The organism is Planococcus sp. A6, from assembly GCF_028823615.1.
Classification (GTDB): Bacteria; Bacillota; Bacilli; order Bacillales_A; family Planococcaceae; genus Planococcus.
Genome location: NZ_JAPEHT010000078.1, coordinates 1 through 15316, shown reverse-complemented (window position 1 = coordinate 15316; position 15316 = coordinate 1). Strand labels below are relative to the sequence as shown.

Annotated in this window: 17 protein-coding genes and 2 pseudogenes; 16 read left to right on the top strand and 3 right to left on the bottom strand. The window is 49.1% G+C overall.

Going from position 1 to position 15316, the window contains the following annotated elements; genetic code table 11:
* Window positions 1-264, top strand: a 264-nt coding sequence (locus ON064_RS12150; RefSeq protein ID WP_274624974.1) for a hypothetical protein, incomplete at its 5' end; no start/stop codon positions are given.
* A gap of 313 nt (window positions 265-577) precedes the next feature.
* Here the strand turns inward: ON064_RS12150 and ON064_RS12145 are convergent.
* A pseudogene (locus ON064_RS12145) lies at window positions 578-1820 on the bottom strand (BaiN/RdsA family NAD(P)/FAD-dependent oxidoreductase).
* Between the two features lie 131 nt (window positions 1821-1951).
* Here ON064_RS12145 and ON064_RS12140 point away from each other — a divergent pair.
* The gene (locus tag ON064_RS12140) at window positions 1952-3556 is read left to right on the top strand and encodes a putative polysaccharide biosynthesis protein (RefSeq protein ID WP_274624973.1); all 1605 of its coding nucleotides are present in this window, start codon (window positions 1952-1954) and stop codon (window positions 3554-3556) included.
* An 11-nt stretch (window positions 3557-3567) separates the two neighbouring features.
* A complete protein-coding gene (locus ON064_RS12135; protein WP_274624972.1) occupies window positions 3568-4281 on the top strand; it encodes a pseudouridine synthase in 714 nt (237 codons plus the stop codon).
* 29 nt (window positions 4282-4310) lie between these two features.
* Here the strand turns inward: ON064_RS12135 and ON064_RS12130 are convergent, their stop codons facing one another.
* Window positions 4311-4532: a DeoR family transcriptional regulator gene (locus tag ON064_RS12130; RefSeq protein ID WP_121301176.1), complete on the bottom strand. Its 222-nt coding sequence runs from the start codon at window positions 4530-4532 to the stop codon at window positions 4311-4313.
* A 303-nt stretch (window positions 4533-4835) separates the two neighbouring features.
* Between ON064_RS12130 and pepV the strand changes: the two genes are divergently transcribed.
* The 6 genes from pepV (at window position 4836) to ON064_RS12100 (ending at window position 10180) form a co-directional block, all read left to right on the top strand.
* On the top strand, window positions 4836-6203 hold the full coding sequence (pepV, locus tag ON064_RS12125) for a dipeptidase PepV (RefSeq protein ID WP_274624971.1): 1368 nt from the start codon (window positions 4836-4838) through the stop codon (window positions 6201-6203).
* Window positions 6204-6225: 22 nt separating this feature from the next.
* Window positions 6226-7074 carry a D-amino-acid transaminase gene (dat, locus tag ON064_RS12120; protein ID WP_274624970.1) on the top strand — a complete coding sequence of 283 codons (849 nt, stop codon included), beginning with the start codon at window positions 6226-6228 and terminating at the stop codon, window positions 7072-7074.
* A gap of 88 nt (window positions 7075-7162) precedes the next feature.
* The gene (thpR, locus tag ON064_RS12115; RefSeq protein ID WP_274624969.1) at window positions 7163-7699 is read left to right on the top strand and encodes an RNA 2',3'-cyclic phosphodiesterase; all 537 of its coding nucleotides are present in this window, start codon (window positions 7163-7165) and stop codon (window positions 7697-7699) included.
* 17 nt (window positions 7700-7716) lie between these two features.
* On the top strand, window positions 7717-8628 hold the full coding sequence (locus ON064_RS12110; protein WP_274624968.1) for a diacylglycerol/lipid kinase family protein: 912 nt from the start codon (window positions 7717-7719) through the stop codon (window positions 8626-8628).
* A 21-nt stretch (window positions 8629-8649) separates the two neighbouring features.
* A complete protein-coding gene (gene trmB, locus ON064_RS12105; protein WP_274624967.1) occupies window positions 8650-9297 on the top strand; it encodes a tRNA (guanosine(46)-N7)-methyltransferase TrmB in 648 nt (215 codons plus the stop codon).
* Window positions 9298-9322: 25 nt separating this feature from the next.
* Window positions 9323-10180 (top strand): YtnP family quorum-quenching lactonase, encoded by an 858-nt coding sequence (locus tag ON064_RS12100; protein ID WP_274624966.1) that lies wholly within the window; start codon window positions 9323-9325, stop codon window positions 10178-10180.
* Between the two features lie 34 nt (window positions 10181-10214).
* Here the strand turns inward: ON064_RS12100 and ON064_RS12095 are convergent, their stop codons facing one another.
* Window positions 10215-10529: a PepSY domain-containing protein gene (locus ON064_RS12095; protein WP_058381133.1), complete on the bottom strand. Its 315-nt coding sequence runs from the start codon at window positions 10527-10529 to the stop codon at window positions 10215-10217.
* A gap of 177 nt (window positions 10530-10706) precedes the next feature.
* Here ON064_RS12095 and ON064_RS12090 point away from each other — a divergent pair, with 177 nt between their 5' ends.
* The 7 genes and pseudogenes from ON064_RS12090 to ON064_RS12060 form a co-directional block, all read left to right on the top strand.
* Window positions 10707-11807, top strand: a complete 1101-nt coding sequence (locus ON064_RS12090; RefSeq protein WP_274624965.1) for a M42 family metallopeptidase — start codon at window positions 10707-10709, stop codon at window positions 11805-11807.
* A 40-nt stretch (window positions 11808-11847) separates the two neighbouring features.
* Entirely contained in the window at window positions 11848-12357 is a 510-nt protein-coding gene (locus ON064_RS12085; protein WP_274624964.1) for a DUF84 family protein, read from the top strand.
* Window positions 12358-12489: 132 nt separating this feature from the next.
* Window positions 12490-12999, top strand: coding sequence for a hypothetical protein (locus tag ON064_RS12080; RefSeq protein ID WP_274624975.1), 510 nt, complete (start codon window positions 12490-12492; stop codon window positions 12997-12999).
* A gap of 5 nt (window positions 13000-13004) precedes the next feature.
* On the top strand, window positions 13005-13322 hold the full coding sequence (locus tag ON064_RS12075) for a thioredoxin family protein (protein ID WP_274624963.1): 318 nt from the start codon (window positions 13005-13007) through the stop codon (window positions 13320-13322).
* A 64-nt stretch (window positions 13323-13386) separates the two neighbouring features.
* Window positions 13387-14202, top strand: a complete 816-nt coding sequence (locus ON064_RS12070; RefSeq protein WP_274624962.1) for a DUF1444 family protein — start codon at window positions 13387-13389, stop codon at window positions 14200-14202.
* On the top strand, window positions 14199-14807 hold the full coding sequence (gene ytpR / locus ON064_RS12065; RefSeq protein WP_121301164.1) for a YtpR family tRNA-binding protein: 609 nt from the start codon (window positions 14199-14201) through the stop codon (window positions 14805-14807). Before ON064_RS12070 ends, ytpR begins: the two co-directional genes overlap by 4 nt.
* Before the next feature lie 2 nt (window positions 14808-14809).
* Window positions 14810-15316, top strand: a pseudogene (locus ON064_RS12060) (hypothetical protein); the annotation flags it as partial.

Below are 15316 nucleotides of genomic sequence, written 5' to 3'. Positions count from 1 at the left end.
CATGCAGCTGATGCGACAGGACGTCGCGTTTTCAGCTGCCCGGGTATGGGGCGGGTGTTGAGCCAAGGTGGCAAAAAGCGCGCCACCTTTGTCTCGCCAGCCCGCTCGGTCCCCCAGGCGTCGCCCCTTTCACTCCGTCTCCTAGTTTTAGAGTGCAAGGTAAGTTATTTATCTCACTCAGCAGAAGGTGTGGAGATGCATCATATTCTAAAACTTGATTCAACCAGGTCAGAGAATGAAGTGGCGTCGGTCTTCAACCGCTAAATAAAATAGCAATTTTTCCAATTCAAGGACTGGCCAGTCAGATGCTTCATCTCAGGAAGCGATTTCCCCACTAGCCGGCAATTGAATAAAGAAGCAGAGCTGCTTAAACAGTCTTCACACAATGAAGTTGCCCAGCCGCCAAGCGCCAAAGGCCAACCCAAAGCTAGGCGGCGAATACTAAGATGACAATCAAATCAATGCTTAGGAACAATTCCACACAAAATCTCTCGCTAATTTAATTCTGTTTACCTTAAGCAGAGGAGCAACGAAACTTTTTTCTTTCAACTTCATTCCAAAGAAAAAAGCCCATTGCTTAAGCAATGGGGCTTTCGGTTTGATAAGAATCAGCGAACTCGGCTGCGTTTTTTCCTGCGACGTGCCCGGTGACAAGTGCGGAAGTGATATTATAACCGCCGGTGTAGCCGTGGATGTCGAGGATTTCGCCACAGAAGAACAAGCCGGGTTTTTTCTTCGAATGCATCGTCTTCGGCTCGATTTCCTTGATCGATACGCCGCCGCCTGTGACGAACGCTTTTTCGATCGGCTGCGTGCCGGAGACGGTCATCGTAAATGCTGTCATTTCAGCCGCCAGCGCACGGACTTTATCTGCCGGCAATTCTGCGCCGGTCAATTGCGGATCGATGCCTGCACGGTCCAATAGGAACAATAGCCAGCGTTCTTGCGCCAGACTTTTCCAAACGTTCTTCAACGCTTTTTTCGGTTCGTCTTTCATCAACTTGTTAAGCAGCTGGAACGCAGATTCTGCATTGTCATCCGGCATGGAATTGATGCGGACGGTGACAGCTTGGCCGCCATTTTTCTTCATTTCCTTGACGACGTACTGGCTGCAGCGCAAGATAGCAGGGCCGCTCAAGCCGAAATGGGTGAACAGCATGTCCATCTGGTGCGTGACGAGCGCGTTGTTTTTGAAGATCGCGTGATTTGATGAACGCTTCATTCGACAATAACGGAACTTCCGTCGGATACAGGTCGGTGACGGTGTGTCCCGCTTTTTCCGCCCACGGATAGCCGTCTCCGGTCGATCCGGTTTGCGGCACCGCTTTGCCGCCGACTGCGACAACGACTGCGAGCGATTCAAATTCCTCGCCGGAGTGCAGGCGGATGCCGGTCACTTTATCGTCGTTCATCAATAAGCTTTTGACGGGGGAATCGAGTTTGCGTTCGACGCCAAGCCGGTCCATCTCGCCAAACATCGCATCAGCGACGTCTTGTGCACGGTTTGACACAGGGAACATGCGGCCGTGGTCTTCCTCTTTCAAGGCGACGCCGAGATTTTCGAAGAACTGGATGATGTCTTCATTATTGAAGACCGAAAATGGGCTGTACATAAAGCGTCCGTTGCCAGGAATGTGGCGTACGATTTCTTCCAAGGGCAGGCGGTTGGTCACGTTGCAGCGGCCGCCGCCGGAGATGATTAATTTTTTTCCTAGCTTTTTGCCTTTTTCGACGAGCAGCACACGTTTGCCGTTCGAAGCGGCAGCGATGGAAGCCATTAAACCGGATGGGCCTCCGCCGATGATGATGATGTCATACATATAATAAAAACTCACTTTCGTTTTTCTTTTCAGTATACACGATGAGGCAAAACACGTTGAGTAATTTTGTCTATAGGTGTAAACTATCGTGTAGATTGCTTTTTATTTTGAACAAAGTCAGGGAGTGCAAAATGTCCTCATTAATTAAAGGTACCGCCATTTTAACTTTAGGTTTATTTCTGTCGAAAGTGCTCGGCGTCATCTACATCATCCCGTTCTACAGTATGGTGGGAGCAGATAATATCGGACTTTACCAGTATGCATACATACCGTATAACTTGATGCTTGCGCTGGCGATTTCCGGTGCGCCGATCGCGTTTTCCAAGTTCACGGCTAAATACAATTCGCTCGGGGATTACGAAACCGGGAGGCGATTATTGCGCTCAGGCTTGCTGACGATGATAATTACCGGCTTTATATCGTTTTTGGCGCTTTATCTATTAGCTGAGCCGCTTGCGCGCGTCACTATCTCAGAAGATGAGCGCATTTATTCGGTAAACGATATTGCAGACGCCATCCGTTGGGTCAGCTTCGCGTTGATCGTCGTGCCGTTCATGAGTCTGTGGCGCGGCTTTTTCCAAGGTTACAATTATATGATGCCGACCGCCGTTTCGCAATTGATCGAACAGATCGTCCGCATCATCTTTCTGCTCGGTGGCGCATTTGCCGTCATTTACCTTTTTGACGGCACGCCGAAGACCGCGATCCAGTTTGCTGTATTGTCCGCTGCAATCGGTGCGCTCGGCGGGCTTGTCACTTTGTATTATTTCTGGCGTAAAAAGAAGCCGGAATATAATCAGCTACTCGCAACATCCGTTGAATCTTATGATGTGCGGTTGCGGGATATGTACCGTGAAATCCTGCTATACGCCGTACCGGTTATTTTCCTCGGCATCGCCAATCCTCTGTTCCAGTTCGTCGATTTGATGACCTTCAACCGAGCAATGGCAGCCGGCAATAATATCATGGAGACGGACCTTCTCGGGATTTTGAATTTGACTGCCCATAAATTGGTCATGATCCCGGTCATGCTCGCGACAGGCTTCTCGATGGCGCTCATTCCGCTCATCACGAAGCATTTCACGCGCAACGAACACCTGCAAGTGACTAAAACATTGGATCAGTCGTTCCAGTTGATCTTGTTCTTGACCCTGCCTGCAGTCATCGGCATGACGATGCTGTCGGATGAACTGTATCATGTCTTTTATCAAGTGAGTGAGATTGGTTCGGAAATTTTGGCGCATTATTTGCCGGTTGCCATCCTGTTTGCCGCATTCCCGGTGACAGCATCCATCTTGCAGGGCATCAATAAACAAAAATGGATCATCATCAACTTGCTGATCGGCCTCGGGCTTAAGGCATTGCTGAATACGCCGCTGATCATGTGGTTCGAGACGGACGGCGCGATCGCTGCAACGATCATCGGCTACGTTGTCGCGATCACGATGAACATGATCGTCATTTCGAAGACGATGAATTACCGCTCGAAAATGGTGTTCCGCCGCATTTTGCTTATTCTCATCTTGAATGCCGTCATGGCGTTCGCTGTGTATTTTGCAATGAACGGCCTCGATTATATTATCGGCATGGACAATAAATTGCTGTCGATGATCCGCATTATCCTTATCGGTGGAGTAGGCGCTATTGTCTACGGATACCTCAGCTTGAAGACAGGTCTTGCCCAGAAGCTGCTCGGCGCGAGAATTACGCGCATTACAAGACGCTTCGGCTTCTAGGAGGAAATAATATGAGAATCGATAAATTATTGTCGAATTCAGGATTCGGCTCAAGAAAAGAAGTGAAAATCTTACTGAAATCGAAAGCGGTGGAAGTGAACGGGGAAACGGTGCGCGATCCGAAGTTTCACGTTGATGAGAAAGCGGATGACATATCGGTCGCCGGTGAACCGGTCGTCTACCGGGAGTTTATCTACTTGATGATGAACAAACCGCAAGGCGTCATTTCAGCGACAGAAGACCGCTTTGATGAAACAGTCATTGATTTGCTGACAGAAGACGAGCAGCGCTTCGAACCGTTTCCGGTCGGGCGCCTCGATAAAGATACGGAAGGGCTGCTGCTGATCACCAACGACGGCAAATTGGCCCACGAGCTATTGTCGCCGAAAAAGCATGTCGATAAAACCTATTATGCGAGAATCGACAGCCCCGTAACGGATGAAGACATAGAAGCATTCAAACTAGGCGTCGTGCTTGATGATGGTTACGAGACAAAGCCTGCACAGTTGCACATTTTAAACAGCGGGGAAGAATCCGAAATCGAATTGACCATTACGGAAGGCAAATTCCACCAGGTCAAGCGCATGTTCGAAAGCGTGAATAAGAAAGTGGTATTTTTGAAGCGTTTGTCGATGGGCCCGCTCCCGCTGGATGAAACGCTTGCTTTAGGGGAATACCGCGAACTGACGGAAGATGAATTAACTAAATTAAAACAAAGAAAATGACCGCAATTTTGCGGTCATTTTCTTTGTTTTCAAGACGTCATTTTGACTTTTTTCTCCGTCGTTGTCCATTTGCCCCGAACTGGGCTTTCTATCAGTTCGTTAAAGGCCAACACATTCAAATCCCTTTGAATGGTGCGAGGAGTGATGCCGAATTCATCGACCAGATCCTGTGTGGTCACAGTCCCGTTCTCGAGAATGTACTTGTACATGTCTTTGATTCGAATGAGCATGCGGTCAGTTGTGGGTTTCATAAGTTAAGAACCACTCCTTCATCTTTAGTACCAATGGCAAAGACTAGCGGACGCGTGAGTGTGGTGTATACAGCGATTAAGGAATAATAGCGGTAGACAGCTCCTTTTTTTAGAAAATCCGTCAATTTGACTTGTCTGACAATTTGATTATAGCGGAAAAACTTCTCGAATTCCATGATTTCGGGTTTTCTTTACTGGAACTTAATATGAATGAAATAGAAAAAAGTGCCCGAAAATAACCGACTGTTCTTTAAATTATTTGAAAAAGGTGTACAATAGCCATAACAAAAAGGAGTGTGAGGCATGGATTGGCAGCGGGAAGCAGAGCGGCGTAAAGAAGAATTGCTCAGTGAATTGCAGGAGTTGATCGCAATTCCGAGCGTATTAAGCGAAGACGGAAATCCTGACGCTCCTTACGGAAAAGAAGTTTGGAAAGCGCTGGATTGGTTTTTGGAAAAAGGCGAGCGTGCAGGGTTTAAGGCGAAAAACATCGCCAATGTTGCAGGGCATTTGGAGACAGGCGAAGGGCCGGAACTTCTAGGGATTCTCGGCCACGTCGATGTCGTCCCAGCCGGAGACGGTTGGACAAAAGACCCGTTCGGAGGCGAGATCGCAGACGGGAAATTGTTCGGACGTGGAGCCATCGATGACAAAGGCCCGACGATCGCTGCATGGTTGGCGCTGAAAATGGTTAAAGATGCAGGCTACGATTTTAAACGCCGTGTCAGGTTGATCATTGGGACCGACGAAGAAAGCGGCTTCCGCTGTGTAGAGCGTTATTTCCAAACAGAGGAAATGCCAGATATCGGATTTGCGCCGGATGCGGATTTCCCGATCATCAATGCAGAGAAAGGCATCGCGGATATCCAGTACACACTGGGTGCTGAAAAAACCGGCGAATTACTGGAATTCACTTCAGGGGAACGGACCAATATGGTGCCTGATCGTGCGGTGGCAAAAGTGGCACTGGAAAGCGGCGAGATTGATGCGGCATTCCGGGAATTTTGTGAAACGGAAAAGGTGACGGGCGACTGCACGCCGAGTGCTGATGGCGTCGTGCTGACTGTATACGGCAAATCGGCGCATGCCATGGAACCCGACGCAGGCGTCAATGCCGGCATTCTGCTTGCGAAATTTTTGCAAGATAAAGTTACTGGAGACGGTGCTGAGTTCGTCCGCTTTATCGCCGATTATTTCAGCGGCGATTCCAGAGGCCAAAAGCTCGGGCTCTCGTTTTCGGATGATGCGTCCGGCGATACGACATTCAACGCCGGAATTATGCGTTTCAAGGCGGGAGAGCGTGCCGATGTGCGCGTCAGCATGCGTTATTCGGTCAGCTGCCCATTTGATGACATGATGGCAGGCCATCAGATAGATGGTATGGAAGTGGAGATCGTATCCAACTCCAAGCCGCACCATGTCGATGCAACGGATCCGTTCATTCAAACACTGCAAAAAGCTTATGAGAAGCAGACTGGCGAACCGGCAGACTTGCTGGCGATCGGTGGAGGCACCTATGCTCGCGTGCTCGATAAAGGCGTCGCTTTTGGAATGTTGTTCCCAGGAGAACCTGATGTCGCGCATCAAGCCGATGAATTCGTTGATATCGACAATTTAGTAAAAGCAACAGCGATATATGCAGAAGCCATTTATCAATTGGCTTGCAAATAATTACAGGAAAGAAGGAATGGCAATGGAATGGATTTTGTCTAACGGAGATATTGTAAAAGAACAGGATTTGGAGATTTCGAAAGAAGACCGTGGGTATCAGTTCGGTGACGGTATTTACGAAGTCATCCGCGTGTATGAAGGGGATTTGTTCACGGCAACGGAACACATCGACCGTTTCTATGCCAGTGCAGAGAAAATCCGCATTACGGTTCCTTACACGAAAGACGTGTTCCATAAGATGCTATACGACTTGGTTGAACTGAATCAGATCGACAATGGCCAAGTGTATGTTCAAATTACCCGTGGAGCGGCTCCGCGAAATCATCAATTCCCGGAAAATGCAGAGCCGGTTGTGGTCGGTTACACGAAATCGGTCGAGCGCCCTGTGGAGTTTTTGAAAAACGGCGTGAAAGCACTTTTGGTCGAAGACGTGCGCTGGTTGCGCTGTGACATCAAGAGCTTGAACTTGCTCGGCAATGTGATGGCGAAACAGCAGGCTTATGAAGAAGGTTATTTCGAAGCGATCCTTCACCGCAGCGATACGGTGACGGAAGGTTCGTCATCGAATATGTACGGTATCAAAGACGGAGTTCTTTACACACACCCAGCGACCAACTTGATCTTGAACGGCATCACGAGACGCGTCATTTTCGAGCTATGCGACGAATTGGGGGTCGACGTGGTAGAAACGGCGTTCACGAAGCAGCAGGCACTTGAGATGGATGAATTCTTCATGTCTTCGACAACTTCCGAAGTCATGCCGGTCATTGAAATTTCCGGTCAGAAAATTGCGGACGGCACGCCTGGCGAATTGACGCTCAAACTGCAAAAAGCTTTTGAAGCGCGGATTAAATTGGGCGTTATTTCCTGATTCCTGCACTTATTATGCAATCCCGGGACCAGCAAAGAGCTGGTCCTTTTTTTGCGCCCGTCAGTTATAATGAATAGAGGTGATGACGATGAGTACGCATTATTTTATTGGAATTCGCATTCCCGGGCAAACAGCTGAAAAAATCGGACAGGCGAGAGATTCCTGGAATTTGTCCACGCATAAGCGCCTGACACCACCGGGCGATATGCATATTACCTTGATGTTTATCGGCGAAGACCGTTTCGGTGAATTACAGGAGATTGCCGAGCGGCTCGGAAAAATTGCCAAAAGGCCATTTCGCTTGAAACTTGCTGGCGTAAAGACATTCGGCAATCCAGAAACGCCGCGCATCGTCTATGCCGCACTGGCTGATAGCCCTGAATTGATGGAACTTCAACACGCTGTGCAGCAACAGTTGGAGCCATTGGAACTTATTACTGACCCGAAACCGTTTGTGCCGCATATTACGCTTGCCAGCCGCTGGAAAGGCGGAAGCTTGCCGGAAAACTGGCAGCTGGAAGAGCTGGAGATTCCGGTTGATTCGTTCTCCTTATTCGAGATTCATCCGCGGGAAACCCCGCGATACAAAGAAATTCAAACTTATCGATTGAAAGGCGGCGCTTAAGCGTCAGGGAAGATACTATGGAGATTGTCTTTATCATTAATCCGACAGCCGGCAACGGGGCGGCATTTAGGAAATGGCGCAAGTTTTCCGAAACGATCGATTTCCCCTACGAACAATTCGTCACCCGTTCTCCAGGACATGCGTTTCAATTGGTCGAACAATTGAAACAAAGAGAACGGAAAACCTTGGTGATCGGCTTTGGCGGAGATGGGACGATGCGTGAAATTGCTGCAGCGGCGGCCGGGGCTGAGCTGTTATTTATCGCTTCGGTGCCCGCCGGATCGGGCAATGATTTCGCCCGCAGCTTCAGCTGTTTTTCAAAGGCGCAGGAAATCGGCCATTTTTTGGCATGCCCCAGAGGAATGCTTACCGACATCGGGCAAGTGGGCGTTCAACCGGAGCAGCTATTTGCCAGCAGTGCCGGTATCGGCTTTGATGCTGCCGTCGCGCATGCTGTCAATCGTTCGCGGACAAAGCTGTGGCTCAATAAGTTCGGGCTCGGCAAATTGGCGTATTTGATTTTTGTCGTCACAACCTTATTTACGTTTGAGAAGTTCCGCCTGACGGTCGAATCAAATGAAGCGATGCACCATTTCGAGGACGTATGGCTCGCCACCGTCAGCAATCAGCCGTATTTCGGGGGCGGCATGAAAATTTCGCCCCACTCGTCTGTCCATGACGGCCAGCTTGAATTGACGGTCGTCCACGGCTTGCCCCGATTGAAACTACTGGCCGTTTTTGGTACGGTATTTAGCGGAAGCCATACGAAATTTCCGGAAGTCGTGCAGTTCAGCGGCAAACATTTTTCGCTCGCCGTGGATCGCCCAGTGCCGCGTCATGTAGACGGGGACGATGCGGGAATGGCGGATGCGCAAGAACCACTCAGGTTTCGCGTATCAGCAAAACAATGGCAACAAGCAAAATTATAAGCAGAAAGAGGATGTCTATACATGAGAGCAAGATATAAACCATGGGCGGCGGATTTGATCGAAGCCCATCCAGAAATCGTCATTCCGAACCCGGAAGTGCTAAAAGGCAAGTGGCACGAAGAGTTCGGCAATGACCGCCCGATCCACATCGAGGCAGGAAGCGGGAAAGGCCGCTTCATTACAGGCATGGCGCAAGCCAATTCGGATATCAATTACATTGGAATTGAATTGTTTGAAAGCGTGATTGTGACGGCGCTTCAAGGGGCGTTAGAGCCAGAAGGCGGCATCCCGAACTTGCGCCTCTTGCAAGTGAATGCACAAGAGCTTGAAACGTTCTTCGAAGCAAGCGAGATCGATCGCGTCTACTTGAATTTTTCGGATCCTTGGCCAAAGACGCGACACGCGAAACGGCGCTTAACACATGAAAGTTTCCTGAAATTGTATGAGCGTGTGTTGCCTGAAGGAGGCGAAATTCATTTCAAGACCGATAACCGCGGACTTTTTGAATATTCGCTCACTAGCATTTCCGAATATGGTATGTTATTGAAGGATGTATCGCTGGATCTTCATGCCAACGAACCGGAATGGAATATCATGACGGAATATGAAGAGAAGTTTTTGAAAAAAGGGCAGCCGATCTACCGGCTGGAGGCGAAATTCCAAGCGTAACATCAACTCATAAGGGGGAGTTTGTATGCAGAAATTTCAATTTCACGATATGTTGTTAACTTGGCTTGATGGTGGGGTGACTTGGCTCGATGGAGGCACGATGTTTGGCGTGGTCCCGAAAGTGGTGTGGTCAAAACGCTATCCTGCAAATGGGCAGAACCAGATCGAATTGCCGACGCATCCGATTTTGGTCCAGTTCGATGGCCACAATATCCTTGTCGACAGCGGACTCGGCAATGGCAAATTGACCGATCGCCAAAAGCGCAATCTGGGCGTTTCCTCGGAATCGCGTGTGGAAGAGGAGCTAGAAGAGCTCGGCTTGTCTGCAGAAGATATTGACACGGTGTTGATGACGCATCTTCACGGCGATCACGCAGCCGGCCTGACGAAAAAGCAGGGCGAAGGATACGTGTCTGCGTTTCCCAACGCAAAAATTTACGTATCGGCTGTGGAATGGGAAGAAATGCAAAACCCGAACATCCGCTCACGCAATACGTATTGGAAAGAAAATTGGGAGCCGATCACCGGACAGGTCGAAACCTTCACCGACAAAGTGACCGTATTCGATGCGATCACCATGATTCACACTGGCGGTCATTCAAATGGCCATAGCGTCATCAAGTTCGAACAGAATGGGGAGACGATTCTCCATATGGGCGACATCATGCCGACCCATGCCCATCAAAATCCACTATGGGTATTGGCATTTGACGATTATCCGATGGACTCAATTTATGCAAAAGACAAATTGATGAAAGAAGCGCTGCCGGGCAATTTCTATTTCAGCTTCTACCACGATGCATTTTATCGCCTCATCAAATGGAACGAGGACGGAAAAGAAGTGATCGACGCGCTCGAACGCAAAGAAAAAGTGTTTGAATAGCACATGGAAAACGCCGGCGTTTTAACATGTTCTTTTATGATTTGGTGACTTCCAGGACAGCTCCGGTGTAAGCATCGGCTAAAAATTCGTATTGTTCGAGTTCATCGTCGCGATGCCGCGTGATGCCGCCTTTATACACCTCAGTTTTGACCGCATGCTGGTTGTAAGGCTCAGTTTTCATAAAGATCCAAGAGCCGTCAATCGGGCCTTCCTCTTTAAAGGACTGTTTAACTTTCTTCAATACATCATCGGCCGGGTAAAGCGTCTGTTTGTTTTCGTAAACTTCCTTTGCGATATACGCTGCGGCTGCACCGGCAGCAAATCCAATGAGCAAATCACGATTTTTCATGAAAACCCCTCCTTTGCATTCTGGCTAAATTGTACCATAAAGCGGAAAAATGCACGCAACGAACTGCAAGCACTCAAAATATTTCGTCAATCGAACTACCTGAACTGGCATTCACAAGGAAAAAGCTCTAAACTGATAAAGGATGCACATACATATCTTATCAAGGGGGAAATTCATATGAACCAAGATACAAGAGCGATGTTTAAAACCTTAACTGAGCTTCCGGGAGCACCCGGCAATGAACATGCTGTGCGCAAGTTCATGCGCAGCGAGCTTGAAAAATATTCGGACGACATTATCTCGGATAATCTCGGCAGCATATTCGGCGTGAAAAAAGGCGCACAAGACGGGCCACGCGTCATGGTGGCCGGCCATATGGACGAAGTCGGCTTCATGGTAACGCAAATCACCGATAATGGCATGCTGCGCTTTCAACCGCTCGGCGGCTGGTGGAATCAAGTCATGCTCGCCATGCGTGTAGACGTGGTTGCAGGAGACAGCATCGTTCCGGGCGTCGTTGGATCGATCCCGCCGCATCTACTGGATGAGGCGACACGTCAGAAGCCGATGGACATCAAGAACATGCTGATCGACATTGGAGCAGATGACAAAGAAGATGCATTGTCGATGGGCGTTCGTCCTGGACAGCAAATCGTCCCATTCAGCCCGTTCACGCCGATGGCCAATGACAAGAAAATCATGGCTAAAGCGTGGGACAACCGCTATGGCTGCGGCTTATCGATTGAATTGCTGAAAGAATTGCACGGCGAGTCCTTGCCCAACCAATTGTTCTCTGGTGCGACGGTCATGGAAGAAGTCGGCCTTCGAGGTGCGCAGACGGCAGCTAATTTGATTCAGCCGGATATCTTCTATGCACTGGACGCAAGTCCGGCAAACGATGCGACAGGGGACAAGAATGAATTCGGCCAGCTAGGGAAAGGTGCGCTATTGCGCATCCTCGACCGCACGATGGTCACGCATCGCGGCATGCGTGAATTCATTCTCGATACTGCTGAAACGCATAACATCCCTTATCAGTATTTCGTTTCACAAGGCGGAACGGATGCTGGGAAAGTCCACATCGCCAACGAAGGCATCCCGAGTTCTGTCATCGGGATCTGCTCTCGCTATATCCATACTTCCGCCTCGGTCATCCACACCGACGATTACGCAGCGGCCAAAGAGCTGCTTGTGAAATTGGTGAAAGCTACAGACCAGTCGACGATTGACACAATCAAACAAAACGGAAAGGCGGCCCCCGGGCCGCTTTTTATCTGATTATGAATAAAGTTTAACCCGATGCAAAGGAGAGAAACAAATGAAATTATGTGTGGCATCGACCAATCCGGCTAAAACCGGGGCAGTCGCATCAGCTCTTGAGAAATTAGGCATTCAGGTAGAGATCAATCAACAAGAAGCGCAATCAGGTGTTTCAGCACAGCCTTTCTCCATTGAAGAAACCAGAGCGGGAGCGATCAATCGCGCACATTATGTTCTTGCCGATTGTGACGCGGCAATCGGATTGGAAGGCGGCGTCTTTGAACTCGACGGGACATTGTATCTATGCAATTGGGGAGCCCTCGTTACGTCTGGTGGAGCCGTTTATGTTGCAGGTGGTGCGCAAGTGCCGTTGCCTGCGGAAATTGCCATGCTCTTGCGTGCTGGCGAAGAACTCGGCCCTGTAATGGACCGGTATGCACAAGAAACAGGGATCCGCCACCATAAAGGCGCGATCGGCATTTTGACTGCTGGCAAGCTGAACCGAGTCGAGCTATTTTCCCAAATCGTTGTCTTATTGTTCGGGCAATGGCAAGCAAACAGCGATTAAGTTGCATGTGTCCCTAAACATCTTTAAAATGTAGCTAGAAAAGAAAAGCTTATTCAATCAAGCCTGTTTTTCTGCAAGATTAATGAAACGGGCAGCTGATGGAGAAAAAGAGGGGGAAATGCTGTGCTTCGAATGGGTTTACAAATGATGTTGTTTTCGTCAGTCCTGATCCTCGCTGGCTGTGTCAGTCCTGAGGACGAGCTGGTGGAAGGCGTATCAAGCGCCAGGGCGGCATTTGAAGAGGAGGCGCCGGAACCGAATGAAACGGCCGGCGAAACGGAACTCTATGTTCCCGGGGGCTATGAAGTGGAACAGCCTTCAGATGATCATAATGTATTGATCACCCGCGGCAGCCAAGCGTTTGCGTTGTTCCTCAACCCAAACGAAGCACCGGACAGCACGTTCTTCTATGATTTGCAAAAAGCGAATCCGGAAGAAACGTGGCTTGCTGATGAGAAATTCAGCCAGCATGGCCGGTTCGGTTTCGTCACGGTCCGGACGATTGCAGAAGACCGCTATGAATTGGTGGTCAGTTCCGGAGGCGCGAAACTTTCAACGATTACAGAACAAGCCGCGCTGCGAAACCATATGGAATGGATGATGGAAACCGCCCGTTCCATTGAAGCGGCACAAGAGGAGTGAACGATATGGAAAAATTGCAGTCAGTCCAGCAATTTACGCAACTGGCAAACTCAGAGAACGTCATCTTCATGTTTACGGCCGGATGGTGCCCGGATTGCCGGGTGATCGATCCGATCATGCCTGATATTGAAGAAAAATTCAGCGACTATACTTTTGTCTCGGTCGACCGGGACGAATTCATCGACCTATGCATCGAAAAAGATATCTATGGGATCCCGAGTTTCCTCGGATTCCGCGAAGGCAACGAGCAAGGGCGCTTTGTCAGCCGCGACCGCAAAACGCAGGAGGAAATTGAATCGTTTATCTCCAACCTGTCGAAATAAAAGGGCAAACGGTTCTCCTGTGTGCAGGATGAACCGTTTGTTTGTGAAAAGGAGGAAATTAGGAATGAAATCCACCGAGTTATTTACTATACTGAAAGAGCGGGTTGCAAATGACCAGTTGAACTGGACATTGGACCGCCAAAAAGATATAGCAAATGTTAGGCATAAAAAGCTGGTGAAAGGCATGACCATTTCCTTGCCGCAAGTAATCAACCGTTTTGAAACGAAAGGCGATTCAGCAATTGAAGAAATCGCCTACACGATTTCCGAAACTTTCCAGGCGATGGAACGTGAGTCGGCGGGAGAATTGCCAGGGGAACAGCATATTTACCCTGTCATCCGCTCGACTTCGTTTCCGGAAGAATCGCGTGAAGGCCATCGTTTCCTGACTTCGCCCCACACGGCAGAAACACGTATTTATTACGCACTCGATGCCGGGAAGACTTACCGGCTAATTGATGAAAAAGTGTTGGAAAATCTAGCGCTGACAGCCGATCAAGTCCAGGAAATCGCTAAATTCCAAGTGAAGAAATTGAAGACGGCTGTCAAAGAAGACCATGTGGCAGGAAATGTCTTCTATTTCCTGAACGAAAATGATGGTTATGATGCCACGCGCATCTTGAATGAAACGTTTTTAAAAGACATGAAAAAGAAAGTGCAAGGGGACATGACTGTCTCAGTTCCGCATCAGGACGTCTTGATCATCGGTGATATCCGCAACGAAACCGGATACGATGTGCTTGCCCAGATGGCAATGCATTTCTTCACGAACGGCAAAGTGCCGATTACGTCCTTGTCGTTCGTCTATGAAAACGAGGCGCTTGAACCGATATTCATCTTAGCGAAAAACAGACCCGAGAAGGAGAACGATAAAAAATGAATGCATTCTATAACAAACAAGGCGTCGGCGATGTGCTGCTCGTTCAATTGACATTGGAAAAACCGGATAAAATCCACACAGAACAATTTGGGGATGTAACCTTGATCAAAAATGACCAACAGGAAATCGCCGGTTTCAACTTGTTCCAGGCAAGCGATTACGCAGATTTGCCGGAAGGGCAGCCTGTGGAAGTGACTGAAGCACTTGTGACAGCGCTTCAAAATGCATTGGAGAAAAACGGCGTCTCCCATACGCTGGAAGTTGATTTGACACCGAAATTCGTTGTCGGCTATGTAGCGTCGAAAGACAAGCACCCGAATGCGGATAAATTGAATGTATGCCAAGTGGCGGTCGGCGAAGAAACCTTGCAGATCGTTTGCGGCGCGCCGAATGTGGAGGCTGGCCAAAAAGTGGTCGTCGCTAAAGTCGGGGCGGTTATGCCTTCCGGTATGGTCATCCGCGATGCAGAACTGCGCGGCGTTGCTTCTAGCGGGATGATCTGTTCAGCGAAAGAATTGGACTTGCCGGATGCACCGGCGGAAAAAGGAATTTTGGTATTGCCGGAAGATGCGCAAACAGGATCTCCATTTGAAATGAAGGTGTAACGATGAGCTGGATGAAAAACATGTGGAATAAAATGTTCTCAGAAGACACGGAAACAGAAGAAAAGCCGTTCGTGCGCAGTGAGGAAACACAGCACGTCGAGCCGAAAACGCAGGAAAGCAAGCCGGCGCCATTCCGGTTTCCGCTCATTTCCGACGAAGAAGCAAAAGGCTTGCCAGTAGAAAACCGTAAACCCGAACGGCGTGAAGAAAATCCGCGTGTTGATGTTCCTTTAAAAGCAACGGAAGAAAAGACTTATGAACTCGATGCTTTGGAACCGAGCGGGAAATTGCCGAAACCAAATGCAGGGCGCAATAAGAAAAAACGCCCGCATGTGCCCAAAACAGCTGAACCGCAAGGCCTTGACCTTCCAGGCAACACGACGCGGCGCTTCCAGCCAACGCGTGTAGCTTCCCCTGTGCATGGATTTACAGACCGTCCGACGCCAATCGATGAATTATTGGAACAGGAAGCGAAAAAGAAAGCAGAGCTTGAACGCAAAAATGATTGG